Here is a 17,145-nt window from a genome sequence, read left to right as displayed (position 1 = left end):
AGGTCCTTCGGCGGTGGCTTCATCGCGGGCAAGCCCGCTCCTACAGGAAATGTGTAGGAGCGGGTTTACCCGCGAAGCAGGCGATGCCGTCTCAAGGGGTACGATTACGCCGCGTCTCGATGATGTTCGGCAACTGCGAGATCCGCCCCAACAGGCGCCCCAGTGCATCCAGCCCTGGAATCTCGATGGTCAACGACATCAGCGCGGTGTTGTCTTCCTTGTTCGAGCGGGTGTTCACCGCCAGTACGTTGATCTTCTCGTTCAACAGCACCTGCGACACGTCGCGCAGCAGGCCTGGGCGGTCGTAGGCACGGATGACGATGTCGACCGGGTAGGTCTGCACCGGGATCGGCCCCCAGCTCACCTGGATCATGCGTTCCGGCTCTTTGCCCGCCAGTTGCAGCACCGAAGCGCAGTCCTGGCGGTGAATGCTCACGCCACGGCCTTGGGTGATGTAGCCGACGATGGCATCGCCCGGCAGCGGCTGGCAGCAGCCGGCCATCTGCGTCAGCAAGTTGCCGACACCCTGGATCTGGATGTCGCCTCGCTTGCCGGTACGCGGCCCGGTAGGCTTGCGCGGCACCAGCTCGATTTGCTCGATACGCTCGGGCTCCAGCAACTGCTGGGCGGCGTTGACCAGATGAGCCAGGCGCAGGTCACCAGCACCGAGCGAGGCGAACATGTCCTCGGCGGTCTTGACGTTGGTCTTCTCGGCCAGCCGCTCGAAGTCCACCTGCGGCAGCCCCAAGCGGCTGAGTTCACGCTCGAGTAAGGTCTTGCCGGCAGCAACGTTCTGGTCGCGCGCCTGCAGCTTGAACCAGTGGACGATCTTCGCCCGCGCCCGCGAGGTGGTGACGTAGCCCAGGTTGGAGTTCAACCAGTCACGGCTGGGGTTGCCGTGCTTGCTGGTAATGATTTCGACCTGCTCACCGGTCTGCAGGCTGTAGTTCAGCGGCACGATACGGCCGTTGATCTTCGCGCCACGGCAGTTGTGGCCGATTTCGGTGTGCACGCGGTAGGCGAAGTCCAGCGGTGTGGCGCCCTTGGGCAAGTCGATGGCGTGGCCGTCGGGGGTGAACACATAGACCCGGTCAGGCTCGATATCGACCCGCAGTTGCTCGGCCAGGCCACCGATGTCGCCCAGCTCCTCGTGCCACTCCAGCACCTGACGCAGCCAGGAGATCTTTTCTTCGTAGTGGTTGGAGCTGGGCTTGACGTCGGTGCCCTTGTAGCGCCAGTGGGCGCACACCCCAAGCTCGGCTTCTTCGTGCATGCCGTGGGTACGGATCTGCACCTCCAGCACCTTGCCCTCGGGGCCGATTACCGCAGTGTGCAGCGAGCGGTAGCCGTTCTCCTTGGGGTTGGCGATGTAGTCGTCGAACTCCTTGGGAATGTGCCGCCACAAGGTGTGCACGATACCCAGTGCGGTGTAGCAGTCGCGGATTTCCGGCACCAGCACCCGCACCGCACGCACGTCGTAGATCTGGCTGAACTCCAGGCCTTTGCGCTGCATCTTGCGCCAGATCGAATAGATATGTTTCGCCCGGCCGCTGATGTCGGCGTTCACGCCCGTGGCCAGCAGCTCGTTCTGCAACTGGTTCATCACGTCGCTGATGAAGCGCTCGCGGTCCAGCCGGCGCTCGTGCAACAGCTTGGCGATTTGCTTGTACTGGTCGGGTTCGAGGTAGCGGAAGGACAGGTCTTCCAGCTCCCACTTGATGTGGCCGATACCCAGGCGGTGCGCGAGCGGCGCATAGATGTCGAACACCTCACGCGCGACACGCAGGCGTTTCTCATCGTCAGCGGCCTTTACCGCACGGATTGCGCACGTGCGTTCGGCCAGCTTGATCAGTGCCACGCGCACGTCGTCGACCATGGCCACGAGCATCTTGCGCAGGTTCTCGACCTGCGCCTGCGAGCCCAGCACCAGCGATTGTCGCGGGCTGAGGCTGGCACTGATGGCGGCCATGCGCAGTACGCCGTCGATCAGCTTGGACACTACCGGGCCAAAACGCTGGCTGACTTCGGCCAAGGTCACCTTGCCCTCGCGCACCGAGCGGTAGATGACCGCTGCCACCAGAGAATCCTGGTCGAGCTTGAGGTCAGCGAGAATTTCGGCGATTTCCAGGCCTGCCTGGAAGCTCGACGTACCGTCCGCCCAGGAATGCTTGGCCGGGTTGCCCTTTTTCTCCACCTCATGAGCAAACTCGCAGGCTTCTTTCAGCGCTGCGCGATCCAATGCCGAATCGACGCTTACCACATGGTCCAACCATGCTTCGAGATTGATACTGCCGTCGGTGTTGACCGGCTGGTGCACTCTCACCTGTACCATCTTTGTTTTACCTTTCCATACAGCACACCACGCGGGTGAGCTGGCGATCACCGTGCGGCCGCCAATCCATGGCAGCCGCACCAACGGGCCAGTCAGCTAGCCCGCTTCGAATAACGCCATGGCCTCGACATGCGCCGTCTGAGGAAACATGTCGAGAATCCCGGCCCTTTTTAACCGGTACCCTTGTCCGACCAGCACCTGGGCGTCTCGCGCCAGCGTGGCCGGGTTGCACGATACATAGACCAGCCTTCTGGCCTTGAGGCGGGCGATGCCTTGCACCACCTCGAAAGCACCGTCGCGCGGTGGATCCAAGAGTACCGCAGAAAAGCCCTCGGCGGCCCATCCGGTGCCTGCCAAAGGCTGCGATAAATCGGCCTGAAAAAACCGTGCGTTATGCACATTGTTGTTCCGGGCATTGGCCGCGGCCCGATCGACCATGGCCTGCACCCCTTCCACGGCCACCACTTCTCGCGCCTGGCGGGCCAGCGGCAGGGCGAAGTTGCCCAGGCCGCAGAACAAGTCCAGCACACGCTCGTCCGCCTGCGGTGCGAGCCAGGCCAAGGCCTGCTCGATCATTGCCGTGTTGACCTGGGCGTTCACCTGCACGAAGTCACCTGGGCGCCAGGCCAGTTCCAGCTGCCAGGGCGCCAGGGCAAAGCCCAGTTGCGCGGCCGGGTCCACTGGCGCCGGCTCACCTTCGCCTTGCAGCCAGAGTTGGGCATTGGCCTGCTCGCAGAACGCCTGCAGCTTGGCCATGTCCTCAGCCGGCAACGGCGCGACGTGGCGTACCAAGACCGCCTCGGCGGTGCCACTGAACAGCTCCACATGGCCCAGTGCCTGCGGTTTGCTCAATGAACGCAGCACCGTCGGCAAGTGGCGCAGAATCGACTGCAAAGGCTGTACCAGCACTGCGCAATCGTCGATGGCGATGATGTCCTGGCTGGCTTCGGCACGGAAGCCTACTTCCAGCTGACGCGCCTTGACGTCCCAGCGCACGGCCACGCGAGCTCGGCGCCGGTAGCCGAATTCCGCACCGCTCAGGGGAGCGGCCCATTCCTCGGGCTGCACACCGGCCACCCGCTGCAGTTGCTCGGCCAGGGTGCGTTGTTTGAGCGCCAACTGCGCTGCGTGCGGCAGGTGCTGCAGGTTGCAGCCACCGCAACGGTCGTAATAACGGCACGGCGCCTCACGGCGCTCGGGGCTGGCCTGCAGCAACCGCTCCAGGCGGGCCTCGACCACTTTGCCACGGGCATTGAGCACACGCGCCTCCACCGCCTCACCGGCCAGAGCGCCACTGACGAACCATGTACGCCCGTCGAGGAAGGCGATGCCCCGGCCGTCACCGGCCAGGCGCTCGATATCCAGACGCTGCTTCTTGCCCACGGGGACCTGGGGGCTGCGGTTGCCGCCGGCCGGCTGGAAGCGCAGGCCGCTGTTGGTTTTTTTCTTGGACATTTAGCTGGGGTCGAACAGGCCGGTGGACAGGTAACGGTCGCCGCGGTCGCAGATGATCGCAACCATCACGGCATTTTCCACCTCGCGGGACAGACGCAGCATGGCGGCGACCGCACCACCGGAGGACACGCCGCAGAAAATGCCCTCTTCACGGGCAAGGCGACGGGTGGTGTCTTCGGCTTCCTGCTGCGACATGTCGACCACACGATCGACGCGGGTGGCGTCGAAGATCTTTGGCAGGTATTCCTCGGGCCAGCGGCGGATACCCGGGATGGCCGAGCCTTCCATCGGCTGCAAGCCGATGATCTGCACCGCCGGGTTTTGCTCCTTGAGGTATTGCGAGCAGCCCATGATGGTACCGGTGGTGCCCATGGAGCTGACGAAATGGGTAATGCTGCCCTGGGTCTGCTGCCAGATCTCCGGGCCGGTGCTGTTGTAGTGGGCAATCGGGTTGTCGCCGTTGGCGAACTGGTCGAGCACCAGGCCACGGCCTTCGGCCTGCAGCTTTTCAGCCAGGTCACGGGCGCCTTCCATGCCCTCTTCCTTGGTCACCAGGATCAGCTCGGCACCGTAGGCCGTCATGGCCGCTTTGCGCTCGGCGGTGGAGTTGTCGGGCATGATCAGGATCATCTTGTAGCCCTTGATCGCCGCCGCCATGGCCAGGGCGATGCCGGTGTTGCCCGAGGTGGCTTCGATCAGGGTGTCGCCGGGCTTGATCTGCCCACGCAGTTCGGCGCGGGTGATCATCGACAGTGCCGGGCGGTCCTTCACCGAGCCGGCGGGATTGTTACCTTCGAGCTTGAGCAGGAGGGTATTGCTGGTTTCGCCAGCGATACGCTGCAGGCGAACCAGTGGCGTATTGCCGACGCAATCGGCGATGGTTGGGTACTGCAAGGTCATGGCGTATTTCACAATCCGGACGGCAGGGGCGCCTATCATACCGGCAAACCCCTCGCGGCCATATCACGCAATCTGTGATGCATATAGCTACAAGCTATATCACTGATCTGGGCCGGCCTTTTCGCGGGCGCGCCCGCGAAGGGGCCGGCACATGCAATGGCAAGCGCATCCACAGCCGCAGCCCATGCTTGCCATTCTGTGCCCACAAAGTTCCACCCTGGCGCTGGATGGCACTGCGGGCGATGCTCAGCCCCAGGCCGAAACCGCCATCCCCTGGCCGCGAACCGTCCAGCCGCGAGAACGGCGCAAAAATCCGCTCCAGGTCTTCTTCGGCCACCCCGCCGCCTTCATCTTCCAGCCACAACCACCAGTAGCTACCCTCACGCTGCCCACCCAACCGCACCACGCCCTCGGCCGGCGAATGCCGGATGGCATTGCGCAACATGTTCTCCAGCGCCTGGGCCAAGTGATTGAGATTGCCCTGCACCCAGCAGCCGGCCGGCACTTCGCAGCGCAACCGGGTGGGCGACCAGCCGCTTTCGTAGCAGGCATTCTCGGCCAGCAGCTCCCAGAGCGCGTGGACTTCGATCGGCTCCAGGTTCATCGGCGCACGTTCGGCGTCCTGCCAGGCCAGCTGCAGGGTGTCTTCGACCAACTGCTGCATGCAGTCCACTTCACGGGTCAGGCGATCGCGCAGGCGCTGCAGATCGGTTTCACCGTCGCAGGCCACCCGCAGCCGGCTCAACGGCGTGCGCATTTCGTGGGACAGGTCGCGCAGCAACTGCTGCTGCATGGCCACCGTCCCCTGCAGCCGCTCGGCCATCTGGTCGAAGGCCCGGGCCAGTTCGCCCAGTTCGTCATGCCGGGCGATGGTGCGCGAGTCCAGGCGTGCCGACAGCTGATCGGCGCGCCAGGCATTGGCCTGCTCGCGCAGCTGGTTCAGCGGCACGATCAACATGCGGTACAGGCCCACGCACAGCAGCAAGGTGAACAGGCCAGGAATGATGCCGTTGGTGACGATGCGCCACAGCAAGCGGTGCTGGTCCGGATTGAACCGCTGCGGCAGCTCGATCACCAGCATGCCCAGCGCCGGCGCCCCCGGGAAAGGTATGCGCAGCCAAGGCTGGTCGACGCTGCGCCGGCTCATTGGCCAGTCGACACCGCGCAGGCGGGTCAGCCGCTGCATGATCTGCGGGTCGAGGGTGGCGCTGTCGAGCGGTCGCAGGTTGATGTCGAGCACACCCACCCAGCCCCGCTCGCGCTGATGCATCGCCGCCACCCACTGGTCCAGCCCTGCCCGCCCGCCGCTGCGCCAGGCCTGCTCAGCCTCGGCGGCATAGCCCCGCAAGGTCTGCCGCGCCGGCTCCGAGAGGAAGGCGTTCTGGGTTTCCATGTGCCGGCCCCAGGTATAACTGAGGCCGATCATCAGCAGGCAGAAGCCCACCAGCAGAATGGCCAGTTTCCAGAACAACGAATGGCGATCGAGCATGCCTCACTCCGCCTCGCTGGCGCTGAGCACGTAACCCTTGCCCCACACGGTGCGGATCTGTCGTTCGTGATAATCGATACCCTTGAGCTTGCGACGGATCTGGCTGACGTGCATGTCCAAGCTGCGGTCATGCCGCGAGTAACCGCGCTGCAACACCTGCTGGTATAGAAACGGTTTGCTCAAGACCTCCTCCAGGTTGCGGTTGAGGATGTCCAACAACCGAAACTCGCTAGGGGTCATGCCTGCCAGGCGGCCATCCAGGCGCACATCGCATAGCCCCTCATCGAACTCCAGCTCACCGCAGCCGGCCTGCTCCAGTGGGGCTAGATAGCGCCGTTCAAGGGCCACGCGGCGCAGGATCGCCTCGATGCGCACCTGCAACTCGGCCATGCTGAACGGTTTGGGCAGGTAATCGTCCGCTCCACGCTGAAAGCCGCTGATACGGTCGGCCTCGGCCCCCAGCGCGGACATCAGGATCACCGGCGTGGCGCTGCGCTTGCGCAACTGCGCCAGCGCGTCCAAGCCGTTAAGCCCCGGCAGCAGGATGTCCATGAGCACCACATCGAAGGCCTGACGCCCCGCCGTTTCCAGGCCCTCCAGACCATTGCGGCACCAGGTTACCTGGAAGCCGCCGCGTTGCAGCTCTTCGTGCAGATAAGCACCAAGGACCGGATCGTCCTCGATGGCGAGGATATTGGAGTTGTGAATAGATACAGGATTCATTGGCAACTGCCATGCATTCTCAATTGCGCAATTATTGAGCATCCACCGCCTGCCAGGCAACCGCCCTGCGACCAATGCCCCGGCAATGGCGCAAAACAGATACTAAGGAGGTGCAATAGCGTTGCAGGCGGAGTAACTTCCCCGTTTGGCCGTCATCGCTTGACGGCGTCCAGGCACCTGACAGGAGGCACGTGTGCTCGATCGCTTGGGAATTCGCAGCCGGGTCCTGCTACTGGCCCTGCTGCCGGCTGGCCTGATGGCCCTGGTGCTGGGCAGTTACTTTACCTGGTTGCAACAGAGCGACCTGCGCACCCAGTTGCTGCAACGCGGCAAGATGATCGCCGAGCAACTGGCGCCCTTGGCCGCGCCGGCCATGGCCCGCCTGGCACCTGCGCAATTGGAGCGCATTGCCGCGCAAACCCTGGAGCAGACCGATGTGCGCGCCGTCGCGTTCCTGGCCCCGGACCGCACACGCCTGGCCCACGCAGGCCCGAGCATGCTCAACCTGCCCCCCAGCGGCGGTACCGGCACGCAACTGCTGCAGCGCAGCGGCAATGACGCCACCCGCTACCTGATGCCGGTGTTCGGCCACCACCGCGACCTGGCCACCGACGCCGTGCCGGCCGAAGCCGAGCGCTTGCTGGGCTGGGTGGAGATCGAGCTGTCCCACGACGGCACGCTGCTGCGCGGCTACCGCAACCTGTTCACCAGCCTGTTGCTGATCCTCGCCTGCCTGGCACTCAGCGGCCTGCTGGCGCTGCGCATGAGCCGCACCATCAACGACCCCATCGAACGCATCAAGCACGCGGTCAACCAGCTTAAGGACGGCCACCTCGAAGAACGCCTGCCGACCATGGGCAGCCACGAGCTGGACGAGCTGGCGCGCGGCATCAACCGCATGGCCGAAACCCTGCAGAACGCCCACGAAGAGCTGCAGCACAGCATCGACCAAGCCACCGAGGACGTGCGCCAGAACCTGGAAACCATCGAAATCCAGAACATCGAGCTGGACATGGCGCGCAAGGAGGCCCTTGAAGCCAGCCGCATCAAGTCGGAGTTCCTGGCCAACATGAGCCACGAAATCCGCACCCCGCTCAACGGCATCCTCGGCTTCACCCACTTGCTGCAAAAAAGCGAGATGACACCGCGTCAGTTGGACTACCTGAGCACCATCGAGAAGTCCGCCGACAACCTGCTGGGGATCATCAACGAGATCCTCGACTTCTCCAAGATCGAGGCCGGCAAGCTGGTACTCGACAGCATCCCCTTCAACCTGCGTGACCTGATCCAGGACACCCTGACCATCCTCGCCCCGGCCGCACACGCCAAACAGCTGGAATTGCTCAGCCTGATCTACCGCGACACGCCCTCTTCGCTGATCGGCGACCCGTTGCGGCTCAAGCAGATCCTCACCAACCTGGTCAGCAACGCCATCAAGTTCACCCGTGAAGGGACTATCGTCGTGCGCGCCATGCTCGAAGACGAGCACGAAGACCACGCGCAGCTGCGCATCAGCGTGCAAGACACCGGCATCGGCCTGTCGCCGCAGGATGTGCGCACGCTGTTCCAGGCCTTCAGCCAGGCCGACAACTCACTGGCCCGCCAGCCGGGAGGCACCGGCCTGGGGCTGGTGATTTCCAAGCGCCTGATCGAGCAGATGGGCGGCGAAATCGGTGTCGACAGCACCCCGGGCGAAGGTTCGCAGTTCTGGATCAGTCTCAATTTGCCCAAGGCCCACGACGATGTCGAGGAGCTGCCGCTGCAGCCATTGCTGGGCCGCCGCGCAGCCATAGTCGATGGCCACGAACTGGCGCGTCAGGCGCTGGAGCACCAACTGCAAGACTGCGGCCTCAGCGTGAGTTTGTTCGCCTCCTACGACCAGTTGCTGCAAGGGGTGCAGGCCGCCAGCCAAGCCGGCCTGCCGTTCGAGTTCGCCGTGCTCGGGGCCAACCTGGGCAACCTGTCACCCGAGCAACTGGGCAATTACCACCAGCAGCTCGAACGCTACCATTGCCAATGCGTGGTGCTGTGCCCAACCACCGAGCAGGCGCTGTACCACCCCTACCTGCCCAACGGCCATGGCCAGTTGCTGTCAAAACCCACCTGTACCCGCAAGCTGCGGCGCCTGTTGCTGGAGCTGGTACAACCGCGTCGCCCGCAGGCCGAGGTGAACAACATCAACGGCCAGCGCCAGCCGAAAATACTCTGCGTCGACGACAATGCCGCCAACCTGCTGCTGGTACAGACCCTGCTCGAGGACTTGGGTGCCGAGGTGCTGGCCGTGGACAATGGTTATGCGGCGGTACAGGCCGTGCAGGACGAGCCGTTCGACCTGGTGCTGATGGACGTGCAGATGCCTGGCATGGATGGCCGCGCCTGCACCGAACAGATCCGCCTGTGGGAAAACACCCAAAGCGCCAACCCGCTGCCGATCGTTGCCCTCACCGCCCACGCCATGGCCAATGAAAAACGCGCGTTGTTGCACGGTGGCATGGATGACTACCTGACCAAGCCGATCAGCGAACGGCAACTGGCCCAGGTGGTGATGAAGTGGACTGGCCTGAGCTTGGGTGCACCGCGGCTGGCGCACGCCGAGCTACTGGCCAACAGCGATGAACTGAAAGTGCTCGACCTGGAAGAAGGCCTGCGCCTGGCCGCTGGCAAGGCAGACCTGGCGGCCGACATGCTGAGCATGCTGCTGGCCTCGCTGGATAACGACCGCGAAGCCATACGCGCTGCCCGCGAGGCCGATGACCGCGATGGGCTGATCGAGCAGGTACACCGCCTGAACGGCGCTTCGCGCTATTGCGGTGTGCCGCAGTTGCGGGCAGCGTGCCAGCGCAGCGAAACCTTGTTGAAGCAGGACAATCCGCTGGCGCAGCAGGCCTTGGATGAACTGGACAGCGCGATCAACCGCCTGGCTGCGCAGGCGCGGCTGAGTGCCTGACTTGATGAATACGGCGCCTGTGAGATCGAGCGCCGCCCGCGCGGCGCATCGCGAGCGAAGCTCGCTCCTACATCTGTTTCGGGCCAATTACGCCTGTGGGATTTGCGCGCGAACGCCTTGGCGCATGGCTCGATATCGCGTCGAGCAAACAAGGCGGTCGCGCGCGCCTGTCACGGGCGATACTGGCCCGAAACAAATGTAGGAGCGAGCTTCGCTCGCGATGCGCCGCGCGGGCGGCGCTCGATCTCACAGGCAGCGACCACCCCAAGACATGCACCACAAAGGAAGCCCCACCATGCGCGCCCTGTTGTTCAGCAGCCAGCACTACGACCAGGAAAGCTTCACCGAGGCCGCCAACGGCACCCCACTGGAGCTGCATTTCCAACCCGCCCGCCTGACCCTCGACACCGCCGCACTGGCCGATGGCTTCGAGGTGGTCTGCGCCTTCATCAATGACGAACTCGACGCCCTCGTGCTGCAGCGCCTGGCCGCTGGTGGCACGCGGCTGATCGCCTTGCGCTCGGCTGGCTACAACCACATCGACCTGGCCGCCGCCCAGCGCATGGGCATGGCCGTGGTGCGCGTGCCGGCCTACTCGCCACACGCCGTGGCCGAGCACGCCGTGGCGCTGATCCTGGCCCTCAACCGGCGCCTGCACCGGGCCTACAACCGTACCCGCGAAGGTGACTTCACCCTGCACGGGCTGACCGGCTTCGACCTTCACGGCAAAACCGTCGGCGTGGTCGGCACCGGCCAGATCGGCGCTGCCTTCGCCCGCATCATGGCCGGTTTCGGCTGCCAACTGCTGGCCTACGACCCCTACCCCAACCCAGAGCTGCTGGCCCTTGGCGCGCGCTACCTGGCGCTGCCGGAGTTGCTGCGCGAAGCCCGTATCATCAGCCTGCATTGCCCGCTGACCGAGCACACCCGCCACCTGATCAACGCGCAGAGCCTGGCCCAGTTGCAGCCCGGGGCCATGCTGATCAACACCGGCCGTGGCGCGCTGGTCGATACCCCAGCGCTGATCGACGCGCTGAAAAGCGGCCAGCTTGGCTACCTGGGCCTGGACGTCTATGAAGAAGAAGCCCAGCTGTTCTTCGAAGACCGTTCCGACCTGCCGCTGCAAGACGATGTGCTGGCCCGCCTGCTGACCTTCCCCAACGTGATCATCACCGCCCACCAAGCCTTCCTCACGCGCGAGGCGCTAGCTGCCATTGCCCAGACCACGCTGGACAACATCAACCGCTGGGCGGCAGGCAAACCACAGAATCTGGTGATGGGTTAGTGCTAGGATACGCGGCATTTCTGGAGGACCCATGGTCGAGCACGATTTCCGCTACACCCTTTTCAACCCGCAACACACCCTGATCGAATGCCGCGCTTTGCTGCCGGGCCGCTACCAGGTCACAGGCAACGGCGGCTCGATGCACAAAGGCGACACCCTGCTGGTCACCCTCAAGGGCAGCAAGGACTTGTCCATGCGCCTGACCGTGGAGAGCGTGCGCCACCTGATCAACCCACGCGGCCAGTGGGTTGCCGTGGCCAGCGGCCCGGTGTTCAACGAGCTGGAAATCCTCACCTGGCAGGTGGAGTGCGACAGCTGCGACGCCGTGCTGGAATTCGAATTTGCCGTGGATGCCAAGCTGGGCAAGAAAGCCCGCCAGCCCGCCGCTAGCGCACGCATTGCCGAGCTGGGTTGGGCCAGCCGTGGCGAAAAACACCTGTGCCCACGTTGCCAGGAGAGCGCCGAGTGAAGAATCTGCTGACCGGCGCGCTGATTGCCACCGGCCTGCTCGGCTGCGCCGCAGAACCGTCCAAGCTGCAGCAGGAACGCAGCTATGTGCTGGAGTGGATTGGCGAACGACCACTGATGGACTACAGCCACCTGACCCTGACCCTGGCCAGCGACGGCCGTGCCTATGGCAATGGCGGCTGCAACCACTGGTTTGCGCCGTACACCCTGGACGGTGAACACCTGAGCTTCGGCAAGGTCGGCAAGACCCGCAAGCTGTGTGCGCCGGCGCTGATGGAGCAGGAGAAACGCTTCTTGCAGGCGCTGGAGACCGTGCAGCGTTGGGACGTGTCGCCGGTGGAGCAGATGCGCTTCTGGCCGGCCGAGGGCAAGCCGCTGCGGTTCTGGCCTGAGGAAGGCTGATCATCATTGGGGCCGCATAGCGGCCCTTCGCGGGCACGCCCGCTCCCACAGGTCGCATAGCGGCCCCAACGCATCAGGCGCCTTTCAAGGCCTTGATCTTGGCCTGTAGCCCCTCCAGGGTCTGCTCGCCCAGCAACTGCTCACGCACCTTGCCCTTGTCATCGATGATGTAGGTCACCGGTAGCGCCTCGCTGCGCGGCAGGTCATAACGCTCGGCCGGGTCCTGGGCCAGCACGGTGAAACCGATGCCCAGGGTTTCGGCAGCTTGCTTCAGGTCCTGGCCCTGCAGGCCATCGAAGTTCACCCCCACCACCTTGATACCGTCAGCCGCCCACTGCTTGGCCGCTGCGTTCAGTTCCGGGATTTCGGTACGGCACGGCCCGCACCATTCAGCCCAGTAGTTGAGCACCAGCCAGTGCCCGTCGATCTGTTCCGCCTTAACCGTATTACCGTGTTGGTCCACGCCATAATCGGCACCGCAACCACCGAGCAACAGGCTCGCGGTGATGGCCAGTACTGCTGCCAGACGCCTTGCCATGGGTCAATCCTTCTCGAGTTTTCAAGCAAATTGGTCAGTCGCTGCGGTTAGAATAGCCGCCACAACCAGCTGGATGCGACCCGACATGACTGACCTCACGCTCTATCATAACCCGCGCTGCTCGAAATCCCGCGGCGCGCTGGAACTCCTCGAAGCCCGCGGCCTGGCGCCGACCATCGTGCGCTACCTGGAAACCCCGCCCGACGCGGCCACTCTCAAGGCCTTGCTCGGCAAACTGGGTATCGCCCCGCGCCAATTGCTGCGTACCGGCGAGGACGAATACAAAGCGCTGAACCTGGCCGACCCGTCACTGACCGACGCGCAACTGATCGAAGCCATGGCCCAACACCCTAAACTGATCGAGCGGCCGATCCTGATTGCCGGCGACAAGGCCGTGGTCGGTCGCCCGCCAGAAAAAGTGCTGGAGATCCTGCCGTGAGTGCGCCCTACATCCTGGTGCTGTACTACAGCCGCCATGGCTCGACCAGCGAAATGGCCCGGCACATCGCTCGCGGTATCGAGCTGGCCGGCATGGAGGCACGCTTGCGCACGGTGCCGGCAATTTCCACCGAGTGCGAAGCAGTGGCCCCGGATATCCCGGCCAGTGGTGCGCTGTACGCCACCCTCGACGACCTGCGCCATTGCGCCGGCCTGGTCCTGGGCAGCCCGACCCGCTTCGGCAACATGGCGGCGCCCCTCAAGTACTTCCTGGATGGCACCAGCAGCCTGTGGCTGGGGGGTGAACTGGTCGGCAAGCCGGCGGGTGTGTTCACCTCCACCGCCAGCCTGCACGGCGGCCAGGAAACCACCCTGCTGTCGATGATGCTGCCGTTGATGCACCACGGCATGCTGGTGATGGGCCTGCCCTACAGCGAGTCGGCATTGCTGGAAACCCGTGGCGGCGGCACCCCTTACGGCGCCAGCCACCACGCCGGTGCCGATGGCAAACGCGAACTCGACCAACACGAGATTGCCCTGTGCCGCGCCCTGGGCCAACGCCTGGCGACCACGGCCAAGGCCCTGGAGGCCGCGCGTGGCTAAAAAGCCCAAGGTATTGCCGCCGCTGGAGTGGCTGGCACCTCGCCTGCGTCTGACGCGGGCGTTGAGCCTGGCGTTCTTCTTCGGCCTTATCGCCTTGCTGGTGGTGAACAACCTGTGGTTCGCCAACTTGCACGGGGCACGGGTCGGGGTGATTCTGGCGATCGAGCTGGTGCCGCTGCTGCTGCTGTTGCCGGGCATGCTGACAGGCAGCGCCCGGGCACATGCCTGGACCTGCTTCGTGGTGAACATCTATTTCATCAAGGGCGTGCTGGCGGCGTTCGACCCGGCACGGGCGGCGTTCGGCTGGGTTGAAGTACTGGTGAGCCTGGGGTTGTTCATTGCCGGGCTGCTGTATGTACGCTGGAAGTTCCAGCATGAGCGGCGCATGGCGGGCGAAGGCAGTTAGACGCTTCGCGGGCTTGCCCGCTCCCACAGAAGGGATCTTGAGGCCTGTGCTGTCACTGTGGGAGCTTGCATGCCCGCGAAGAAGCCAGCACAAATTTCAATGGTTGACGGTATGCGCCAGCATCACCGACAACTGGCACAGTGGCCGTCCGCTCTCTGCATGCCACTGGTTGAACGCCTGCTGCACCAAGGCCAGGTCACGCTGGCTGGTCGGTTGCTTGTCGATCACCTTCTGCGCGATCAACGCCGCCGCCATGTCATCGGTAGGGATGAAGGTGTCCTTGCCGACCATGCGCAGGAAGCGTGGCGCCGACAACCCGCCCAGCTGGTTGCCATGCTTGGCCAGGTACTTCCACAAGCCAACGATGTCGGTCACCGGCCAGTCGGCGATGAATGCTGCAAAACTACCCTTCTCCTTGGCCACGTCGAGGATCATCTGCGCATTGCGCGGCACGCTCTTGAGCTTGCCCAGGTGGCGGATGATGCGCTCGTCGTGCATCAGCCGCTCCAAATGCTCGGCGCCCATCAGCACCACCTTTTCCGGGTCGAAGCCGAAGAACACCTGCTCGAACGCCGGCCATTTGGCATCCACCAGGCTGTGCTTGAGCCCGGCGCGAAACACGCGCAGGGCCAGGGTCGACAGGTAGCAGTCATCACTGATGTCGCGCAGTTGTGCCGGTGTGCGCGGCTGCGGCAAAAAGGCCTCCAGGGCCTGGGCCGAGCCAAAGCGGTTCAAGCAGTACTCATGCAGCCACTGGTAATCGCGCATGGGTTCAGATGTTCACCACGTCGAGGAAACGCGGGGTAGCGTTTTCGTCGATCTTCAGGCTGGTGAAATCGAACAGGTTGCGGTCGGCCAGCTGCGACGGCGCCACGTTCTGCAGGGCACGGAAGATGCTCTCGGTACGGCCCGGGTGCTTGCGCTCCCACTCCACCAACATGTCCTTGACCACCTGGCGCTGCAGGTTTTCCTGCGAGCCGCACAGGTTGCACGGGATGATCGGGAATTCCTTCATGTCCGAGTAGGCCTGGATGTCCTTTTCGCTGCAGTAGGCCAATGGGCGAATCACCACGTTGCGGCCATCGTCGGCGCGCAGCTTCGGTGGCATGCCCTTGAGCGCGCCGTTGAAGAACATGTTGAGGAAGAAGGTTTCGACGATGTCGTCGCGGTGATGGCCCAGAGCCATCTTGGTCGCGCCGATTTCATCGGCGAAGGTGTACAGGGTGCCACGGCGCAGGCGCGAGCACAGCGAGCAGGTGGTCTTGCCCTCGGGCACCAGTTCCTTGACCACCGAGTAGGTGTCTTTCTCGACGATGTGGTACTCGACGCCCAGTTCCTTGAGGTAGGCCGGCAGCACATGTTCTGGGAAGCCCGGCTGCTTCTGGTCCATGTTCACCGCGACGATCTCGAACTTGATCGGTGCCACCTTCTGCAGGTGCAACAGAACATCGAGCATGGTGTAGCTGTCCTTGCCGCCGGACAGGCAGACCATGACCTTGTCGCCATCCTCGATCATGTTGTAGTCGGTGATGGCTTCGCCGGCGAGACGACGCAGGCGTTTTTGCAGTTTGTTCTGGTTGACCGAGAGGGTGCCCATAGCGCTTGAATCCGCGAGGTGTGACAAAAGGCGGCTATTTTACGCACAAACGCAGCGTCGCTGTAGGCATTCCGATAAAGACTTCAATGTAATCAACAGCCGGCGTTACAGCGCAATTTGCTCTAAAAAGCACGGTTTGTGCCGGTAACGGCTTCCTATACTGCGACATAAGGCCACATTACCGCTTGCATCGGTGTTCGGGCCTCGGGCCGCTTACGCTCCATCTGGGGGGCGTTTGGCAACATTGAGAGGAGTGATCGGCATGATTCATCACGTTGTGGGGCTGTTTACCCATCCCGATCAGGAATGGCGGGAGATTCGTGGCGAAGAAGAATCCATCAGCCACATGTACCTGACACACACCCTGATCTTGGCGGCGATCCCTGCCGTTTCCGCATTCATCGGCACTACCCAGGTCGGCTGGGTGATCGGCGACCGGCCGGCAGTGATGCTAACCATGGAAAGCGCCATCTGGATGAGCATCATGTCGTACCTGGCCATGCTCGCCGGGGTGGCGGTAATGGGCGCGTTCATCCACTGGATGGCCCGCACCTACGATGCCAACCCATCCATGGCGCAATGCATCGCCTTTGCCACCTACACCGCCACCCCCCTGTTCATCGGCGGCCTGGCGGCGCTGTACCCGCACCTGTGGCTGGGCATGCTGATCGGCACGGCCGCTATCTGCTACACGGTGTATTTACTGTATGTCGGCTTGCCGACGTTCATGAACATACCGTCCGACGAAGGCTTCCTGTTCTCCAGCTCCGTGCTGGCGGTAGGCCTTGTGGTACTGGTGGCGATCATGGCCGCCACGGTGATTATCTGGGGACTGGGCGTGGGGCCCGTCTACACCAACTAGAACAGACTGAACCAACACTGGGGCATCAACCAGGGGCCGCCGCAAGGCGGCCTCTGGCTGAGCGCTGACCGGTGGCTCGGCAGGCCGCCCGCGCTTGCGGCATAATGCCCGGTCAGGAGAACCGCCCCGCCATGCCCGAGCTGCTCAAACAACGCGTCGAAACCTGTTACCAGCAAGCCGAAAGCTTTTTCAAACGCCCCTTCCCGCGCCCGGAAGTCAGCTTCAAGCTGCGCGGGCAAAAAGCCGGTGTCGCCCACCTGCACGAGAACCTGCTGCGCTTCAACCTGCAGCTCTACCGCGAAAACCAGGAAGACTTCCTGCGCCAGACCGTGGCCCACGAAGTGGCGCACCTGGTGGCTCATCAACTGTTCGGCGACCGCATCCAGGCCCATGGCGAAGAGTGGCAGCTGATCATGCGCGGGGTGTACGAACTGCCGCCCAACCGTTGCCACAACTATGAAGTGCAACGGCGCGTGGTGACTCGCTACATCTACCGTTGCCCATGCCCGCAGGGCGATTTCCCGTTTACCGCGCAGCGGCACAAGCTGGTGCGCCAGGGGCGGCGGTACCTGTGCAAGCGCTGTAGGGAGATTCTGGTGTTCAGCGGCGAGACCCGCGTCGAATAGATTTCGTGTTACCTGTGCCGGCCTCTTCGCGGGCTTGCCCGCTCCCACAGAGCCCGAAGTCAGTGGCAACCCTG

17 protein-coding genes are annotated in these 17,145 nt (G+C 63.8%); 9 read left to right on the top strand and 8 right to left on the bottom strand.

Annotated features, from left to right (window positions below; translation table 11 throughout):
* Positions 1-91: 91 nt before the first annotated feature.
* The 5 genes from relA to ACNFBR_RS04680 all read right to left on the bottom strand — a co-directional run bounded on the left by relA (position 92) and on the right by ACNFBR_RS04680 (position 6,899).
* Complete coding sequence (gene relA / locus ACNFBR_RS04700; protein ID WP_012270940.1) at positions 92-2,332, bottom strand: GTP diphosphokinase; 2,241 nt, start codon at positions 2,330-2,332, stop codon at positions 92-94.
* A 96-nt stretch (positions 2,333-2,428) separates the two neighbouring features.
* Positions 2,429-3,787, bottom strand: a complete 1,359-nt coding sequence (gene rlmD / locus ACNFBR_RS04695; protein ID WP_416733860.1) for a 23S rRNA (uracil(1939)-C(5))-methyltransferase RlmD — start codon at positions 3,785-3,787, stop codon at positions 2,429-2,431.
* A complete protein-coding gene (gene cysM / locus ACNFBR_RS04690; RefSeq protein WP_024717686.1) occupies positions 3,788-4,687 on the bottom strand; it encodes a cysteine synthase CysM in 900 nt (299 codons plus the stop codon).
* Between the two features lie 94 nt (positions 4,688-4,781).
* A complete protein-coding gene (locus ACNFBR_RS04685; protein WP_416733859.1) occupies positions 4,782-6,176 on the bottom strand; it encodes a histidine kinase sensor domain-containing protein in 1,395 nt (464 codons plus the stop codon).
* Between the two features lie 3 nt (positions 6,177-6,179).
* Positions 6,180-6,899 carry a response regulator transcription factor gene (locus ACNFBR_RS04680; protein WP_416733858.1) on the bottom strand — a complete coding sequence of 240 codons (720 nt, stop codon included), beginning with the start codon at positions 6,897-6,899 and terminating at the stop codon, positions 6,180-6,182.
* Positions 6,900-7,092: 193 nt separating this feature from the next.
* Between ACNFBR_RS04680 and ACNFBR_RS04675 the strand changes: the two genes are divergently transcribed.
* The 4 genes from ACNFBR_RS04675 to ACNFBR_RS04660 all read left to right on the top strand — a co-directional run bounded on the left by ACNFBR_RS04675 (position 7,093) and on the right by ACNFBR_RS04660 (position 12,001).
* Positions 7,093-9,846, top strand: a complete 2,754-nt coding sequence (locus tag ACNFBR_RS04675; RefSeq protein ID WP_416733857.1) for a response regulator — start codon at positions 7,093-7,095, stop codon at positions 9,844-9,846.
* 295 nt (positions 9,847-10,141) lie between these two features.
* Positions 10,142-11,131 carry a 2-hydroxyacid dehydrogenase gene (locus tag ACNFBR_RS04670; protein WP_416733856.1) on the top strand — a complete coding sequence of 330 codons (990 nt, stop codon included), beginning with the start codon at positions 10,142-10,144 and terminating at the stop codon, positions 11,129-11,131.
* Positions 11,132-11,162: 31 nt separating this feature from the next.
* The gene (locus tag ACNFBR_RS04665; protein ID WP_416733855.1) at positions 11,163-11,600 is read left to right on the top strand and encodes a hypothetical protein; all 438 of its coding nucleotides are present in this window, start codon (positions 11,163-11,165) and stop codon (positions 11,598-11,600) included.
* Entirely contained in the window at positions 11,597-12,001 is a 405-nt protein-coding gene (locus ACNFBR_RS04660) for an META domain-containing protein (protein ID WP_416733854.1), read from the top strand. The genes ACNFBR_RS04665 and ACNFBR_RS04660 overlap by 4 nt, the downstream gene beginning before the upstream one ends.
* A gap of 73 nt (positions 12,002-12,074) precedes the next feature.
* Here the strand turns inward: ACNFBR_RS04660 and ACNFBR_RS04655 are convergent, their stop codons facing one another.
* Positions 12,075-12,539, bottom strand: a complete 465-nt coding sequence (locus ACNFBR_RS04655; protein ID WP_016715449.1) for a TlpA disulfide reductase family protein — start codon at positions 12,537-12,539, stop codon at positions 12,075-12,077.
* An 85-nt stretch (positions 12,540-12,624) separates the two neighbouring features.
* Here ACNFBR_RS04655 and arsC point away from each other — a divergent pair, with 85 nt between their 5' ends.
* Genes arsC through ACNFBR_RS04640 form a run of 3 tightly spaced genes read left to right on the top strand, consistent with a single transcriptional unit; the run spans position 12,625 to position 13,986 of the window.
* Positions 12,625-12,978, top strand: coding sequence for an arsenate reductase (glutaredoxin) (arsC, locus tag ACNFBR_RS04650; RefSeq protein ID WP_416733853.1), 354 nt, complete (start codon positions 12,625-12,627; stop codon positions 12,976-12,978).
* The gene (wrbA, locus tag ACNFBR_RS04645) at positions 12,975-13,580 is read left to right on the top strand and encodes an NAD(P)H:quinone oxidoreductase (RefSeq protein WP_016501124.1); all 606 of its coding nucleotides are present in this window, start codon (positions 12,975-12,977) and stop codon (positions 13,578-13,580) included. The genes arsC and wrbA overlap by 4 nt, the downstream gene beginning before the upstream one ends.
* Positions 13,573-13,986, top strand: a complete 414-nt coding sequence (locus ACNFBR_RS04640; RefSeq protein ID WP_416733852.1) for a DUF2069 domain-containing protein — start codon at positions 13,573-13,575, stop codon at positions 13,984-13,986. Before wrbA ends, ACNFBR_RS04640 begins: the two co-directional genes overlap by 8 nt.
* 96 nt (positions 13,987-14,082) lie before the next feature.
* On the opposite strand, the gene ACNFBR_RS04635 is transcribed toward ACNFBR_RS04640, so the two are convergent.
* Positions 14,083-14,754, bottom strand: a complete 672-nt coding sequence (locus ACNFBR_RS04635) for a DNA-3-methyladenine glycosylase I (protein ID WP_416733851.1) — start codon at positions 14,752-14,754, stop codon at positions 14,083-14,085.
* A 4-nt stretch (positions 14,755-14,758) separates the two neighbouring features.
* A complete protein-coding gene (gene ttcA, locus ACNFBR_RS04630; protein WP_016715445.1) occupies positions 14,759-15,583 on the bottom strand; it encodes a tRNA 2-thiocytidine(32) synthetase TtcA in 825 nt (274 codons plus the stop codon).
* 262 nt (positions 15,584-15,845) lie between these two features.
* Here ttcA and ACNFBR_RS04625 point away from each other — a divergent pair, with 262 nt between their 5' ends.
* Positions 15,846-16,445: a Yip1 family protein gene (locus ACNFBR_RS04625; RefSeq protein WP_134691826.1), complete on the top strand. Its 600-nt coding sequence runs from the start codon at positions 15,846-15,848 to the stop codon at positions 16,443-16,445.
* Between the two features lie 131 nt (positions 16,446-16,576).
* Positions 16,577-17,071 carry a SprT family zinc-dependent metalloprotease gene (locus ACNFBR_RS04620; RefSeq protein WP_416733850.1) on the top strand — a complete coding sequence of 165 codons (495 nt, stop codon included), beginning with the start codon at positions 16,577-16,579 and terminating at the stop codon, positions 17,069-17,071.
* Positions 17,072-17,145 lie beyond the last annotated feature (74 nt).

The organism is Pseudomonas sp. NY11955, assembly GCF_048068035.1.
In the GTDB taxonomy this organism is placed as follows: domain Bacteria; phylum Pseudomonadota; class Gammaproteobacteria; order Pseudomonadales; family Pseudomonadaceae; genus Aquipseudomonas.
The sequence above is the reverse complement of the archived record's forward strand: the minus strand, read 5'-3'. Positions and strand labels throughout refer to the sequence as shown.